Origin of the sequence: Falsiroseomonas sp. CW058 (assembly GCF_050563535.1) — a bacterium.
In the GTDB taxonomy this organism is placed as follows: Bacteria; Pseudomonadota; Alphaproteobacteria; order Acetobacterales; family Acetobacteraceae; genus Falsiroseomonas.
Map to the genome: position 1 here is coordinate 1 of NZ_JBNXUO010000067.1, position 4,364 is coordinate 4,364.

Annotated in this window: 5 protein-coding genes; all 5 read right to left on the bottom strand. The window is 66.0% G+C overall.

The window, feature by feature from the left end; translation table 11 throughout:
• Window positions 1-169: 169 nt before the first annotated feature.
• Window positions 170-454 (bottom strand): hypothetical protein, encoded by a 285-nt coding sequence (locus ACK8OX_RS25170; RefSeq protein WP_430667040.1) that lies wholly within the window; start codon window positions 452-454, stop codon window positions 170-172.
• 117 nt (window positions 455-571) lie between these two features.
• Window positions 572-1,708, bottom strand: coding sequence for a hypothetical protein (locus ACK8OX_RS25175; protein WP_430667041.1), 1,137 nt, complete (start codon window positions 1,706-1,708; stop codon window positions 572-574).
• 83 nt (window positions 1,709-1,791) lie between these two features.
• Complete coding sequence (locus ACK8OX_RS25180) at window positions 1,792-3,183, bottom strand: hypothetical protein (RefSeq protein WP_430667042.1); 1,392 nt, start codon at window positions 3,181-3,183, stop codon at window positions 1,792-1,794.
• A 77-nt stretch (window positions 3,184-3,260) separates the two neighbouring features.
• Window positions 3,261-3,668, bottom strand: coding sequence for a hypothetical protein (locus ACK8OX_RS25185; protein ID WP_430667043.1), 408 nt, complete (start codon window positions 3,666-3,668; stop codon window positions 3,261-3,263).
• A gap of 41 nt (window positions 3,669-3,709) precedes the next feature.
• The coding region (locus ACK8OX_RS25190; RefSeq protein ID WP_430667044.1) for a hypothetical protein at window positions 3,710-4,364 on the bottom strand (655 nt) is incomplete at its 5' end.

Consider the following 4,364-nt stretch of genomic DNA (forward strand, 5'->3'; position numbering starts at 1 on the left):
AGGGCCTTGCGGCCCTCCCGCTCACCACGCCGGCGATCCACCTCCTTGCGGTAGGCGTGATCGCCGAGCGCCGGATGCAGCGCGCCGGCGGCCGCGACGGCGACCCTCCGCCACATGGGCGGAGGATCTCCGTCAGGCCAGGCCTCGCTGCTCAGCCGGCGAATGCCCATTACGACCCGGCCGCCGCCTTCTTGATGGCGATGCGGCCGTCCGGCAGCCGGCGGACGCCGGCGGCCTCGGTGAGGCCGCGCAGGCGGCGCAGGTGGCCGCTGCGGGTGATCACGAGCGCCTTCTCACCGTTGAGGGTGATGACGGCGCCGCCCCGGCGGCCCTCGATCACGGCCACGTCCACCGGGCCGGAGACCTCCTCGGTCTCGATCACGGTGACGACCCGCTCGATCTCGCGGTCGCGGGTCACGGTCGTGTTGATGGTCGTCATAGTCAGATTCTCCATGATGGGAGAGGTTGCGCGCATGGATCTCGTCCATTCCGCGGCGGGACGTCATTATCTCCGCGATCCGTCCAGCCGTGTTGGCTGGACGGGTTTCGCCCTTACGGGCTCGTCATGCGGTCAGGCGTCCGTTGCCTGTTCTTCGGTCTCGCCCTCGACGTCCTCGTATTCGGAGGCTTCGAGGTCGACCATCATCTCCATCCACTCCTCCAGGAAGCTCGTGATGAGCTGCGGGTCGCTGTTGACCAGTCGGCCGAGGTCGTAATGACTCAGCCGCTTAAGGTCGCGCCAGGAGATCTCGCCTTCATCGATGATGCGCTCGACGGGGTCGGAGGTGTGGCCCTGGAGGACCTCGCCGTCCTCGTCGAACTGGCTGTCCCATTGGGCTTCGGCCTTGTTGAGCATGGACATGATCGTCTCGAAGTCGCTGGACGTCTCCCAGAGATCGTCCTCCAGCTTCGCGAGATAGCGCGCCTTGGCCGTCTTGCCGGTGATGCGCTTGAAGACCTCGGCCCCCGCGGGCTCAGCCCTCACGGGAGTGGAGTTCGAGGTCTCGGCGGAGCCGCCGCGCGAGCTTTCGCTCGCGCCTGCTGAGGTTCCGCCCACCTCGAAAGGGATGGTGTTGTCCTCCCTCGCGGAGTGGCCGACCCAGCCCCTGGCCCCGCCGTAGTAGGACCAGGACTCCTTGCTCGACCTTATGGGCGCGTGGTGGCTGTGGTCATTGCTGAACCAGCAGCCGAGGATGTGCTTGCCCTTGTGCTCGCCCACCGCGAAGAAGTTGCCTTCGCCGTCGAGCAGTAGGAGCTTCGAGTAGCCGACGCGCTCCTCCATGTGTCGGCGGAACGCCTCCTCGGTGTGGAGGCCTGGCGCGCGTAGAAGGATCGGCCGCAGCTCATTCTGGCAGTAATGCCAGGTGTCGCTGAGCGTCTGGTCCTCCTGTTCGATCCGGATCGTCCCGTTGTGCATCAGCCAGAGGTCGTGACCGTCCTCCTCGGCGGACAGCACCTTGTAGGGGTGCGTGTTCCGCAGATCGATGTTGCCGTGGGTCCTGATCCGGAAGTGGATGCCGAGATTGATGTCTCCGAGCGTCTTGTAGGCATCGGCGAAGCCGGCCCAGGACATTCCTCGGAGGGTCATCACCCGACCATCCTGCGCATACATGATGCCCCAGCCATCCGAGTTGTTGGAGAAGCAGTTGAACAGGTGCTCCTCGGTCAGACTGTGATCGGTGGCGGGGCGAAAAATGATGACGCACATCAGGTGTATTCCCTTTTGCTATTCATGCCGGCATGGCTGCCGGCGACGCACCAGCGCGACGCGTGCCGCGCTGGTGCTTTTCGCTACCCCGAATAGGCCGGAGCCTCTTCGAGGATGGGTTTCCTGGCATCGGCATCGAGCAGCCGGTTGCGCACCATCCATTCGGTGAGCGCCGGGTATTCGTGCCGATGCGCCTTCATCCAGGCCCGGAAATCGCGGTGGCTGATCTCTTTCGACGACGTCTCCCCGCAGAAGCGGGTGAAGGCGTCGGTGAAGTCGAGGTTCTTGAGGAACCCCGCCTTCGAGACGTTGCCGCGGAAGATCCGCAGCTCCACCGTCGGCTTATCGCCGGTCCTGGTGTTGAGCGCCTCGTAGCGCTCGACACCGGACCTCAGCACGTCGCTGATCCGCTTGTTGTAGAACTTCGTGTATTCGTTCTGTCCGCGGCCGGCGACCTGCCGGATGAAATCCCGGTTGTTGGCGCTGTTGATGAAGACGAGCATCTTGCCGAGCTGAAGGCTGCTGAGCGACGCACGGCTGATATGGACGTGCATGCCGCACCTTCCGGTGCTCCAGCTCCTCAGCATCGGGGCTGCCCTGTCGAAGAAGGCGCCCCACGCGCTGCGATGATAGGCAAGCGTGCAGGGCACCGTCACGATCTCGAAGCCGCCGTCTCCAATGGAGCCGTCGCGCTTGAGAATCGCGAAGTCGCCCACCGCATCGGCGGTCGCCTCCACATAGAGAGGCGCGCCATTGAGGTCTCTGGGCTCGACCTCCAGCTCCACGCCAAGCCAGCGCGGGTTCAGCGGGAGGGGCTCGCCCTCGGCGTATCGGAAGCCGGACAGGTGTGCCATCGGGTCTTCCGAGTAGTTCATGATGAGTCTGGATCCCGGTCGCCTCACATAGGGGCTCGCCTCGACGGGAAGGATCGATCGCCAGATGGAGGCCATGTCGTCGCGGCCGACGGGGATGTCGGCATAGCCGTCGCCCTCGTCGTCCTCGTCGTCCTCGTCGTCCTCGTCGTCCTCGTCGTCCTCGTCGTCCTCGTCGTCCTCGTCGTCCTCGTCGTAATCATCGGCGAGGACGTATCCCCCCCTGGAGTTCGACCAGAGGACGGCCCCAGAGTTGACGCAGTGCGCGCAGGCATTATCTCCGCCCGCCATTCGGTGGGCGTTGATGTCCTGATCGATCTCGCCACAGACGTCGCAGGTGAACCCCTCCTCGTCGTAGGCGAGGGACGAGACGAACCGCCCATTCCTCGTCCTGAAGCCGTCCCTCTCGATGGCGGGGGTTCCCCGCCAGGAGCAGATGGACAGATCAGCATCGAAGAACCGAGACAGTCGGTCCGTCGCAGGGCGCGGCGCTTCCAGAGCGGCGGCCCCCATCGCGCGGAAGACGCGCGCGAGATCCTCGTCCGTTGGGCCGTTTGCGCGCATCGCGCGCAGCTCACTCAACGGGATCGTTGTGGTTGGCAAGATATGCCTCCTTTCTCTTCAAGCCGGGCATCGCCCGGCGACCCGCCACCCCGATCGGGGTGGCGGTTTCTTGTGTTTCAGGATGTCCGCACGAGCCGCGTGACCGCGAGGATGCGGCCGCGGTGATCTCGGTGCGGGCCGTCGTGGGGGCCTGAGCCTGGGAAGACCACGTCGCCTCGTCGGGCGCCGCGCGCGGCAAGCGCCAGCGCGACGATTTGCGAGACGACGTAAATGACGCCCGGCTCCGGCTGCGGGAGGTGGACGATCTGGCCGTAGATGGGCGGGCCATGAATCGCGACGCCATTGGCGTCACTCACGCGCGGTCCTGGCGTCACCGTGATCCTTGCCGGGTTCCGCGATGTCGGAAGGACGAAAATCGTGCCGTCCTCCCGCATCGCGGTGACCGGATGCGGACACAGATTCTCCAGCCTGACCCCAGACGCGTCCGGGTCAGTTGTCATGTTGTATCTCTCTTCAAGCCCCATGCCGGGGCGATGCGCGACGCGTGCTGCGTCGCGCGTTTCTCCTAGGCCATCGCTGCCGCGGCGGCCTCGAATGCGAGCCTCGTCGCGTTGAGGCGTTCGCTGCGGTAATAGCGATGGTCCTCCGAGATCGTGATTCGCCCGAAGGCCTCTCTCCCGGCCCAGCCGATGCTGTCCGCCAGGCCGTGGGAGATCGCGGACGCGATCGCGACGCAGAGGGCGTCGTTCCGTATGCACCCAGCGACCGTTTTCGCCTCGATGCCGGGCCACTCGCTGGGGAAGATCGCATCCCTGCGGGTTAGGATGCACACCTCGTTGCCGGCCGCGACTTCGTCATCGCGGAGCGCCTCGGTGCCGTCGCAGGGGGCCTCCCGCCCCTCGGAGAGGGGTCGGCCCGTTGCCGACTCGATGAGGCCGCGGATCTCCGCGGTGGCGTCCACGAGGCGGAGGCTGAGGGTCGCCCCCAGCCCAAAGATCCTCTCGAATGCCTCCGGCGCGGAGGAGGCTGGCCGCAAGATCGCAGCGACGTCTCCGACCGTCATGGTGTCGCTGCCCAAGTTGAGGGCTCCCGCCGCAGGGGCGTCCTCACGAACGATCGCGAGCCTGTTATGCGCCCGGCGCCGGTGATGTTCGATCATGTCGGCGCGGCCTCCGTAGTCGGCCACCTGGATGCTCATGGCGAGCGCGGCGCGGCCAGCA

Bases quoted from the DNA above. Each gene is read 5' to 3' on its own strand.
- ACK8OX_RS25175 (WP_430667041.1), bottom strand. From the start codon at position 1,708: ATGTGCGTCATCATTTTTCGCCCCGCCACCGATCACAGTCTGACCGAG.
- ACK8OX_RS25185 (WP_430667043.1), bottom strand. From the start codon at position 3,668: ATGGGGCTTGAAGAGAGATACAACATGACAACTGACCCGGACGCGTCT.
- ACK8OX_RS25170 (WP_430667040.1), bottom strand. From the start codon at position 454: ATGGAGAATCTGACTATGACGACCATCAACACGACCGTGACCCGCGAC.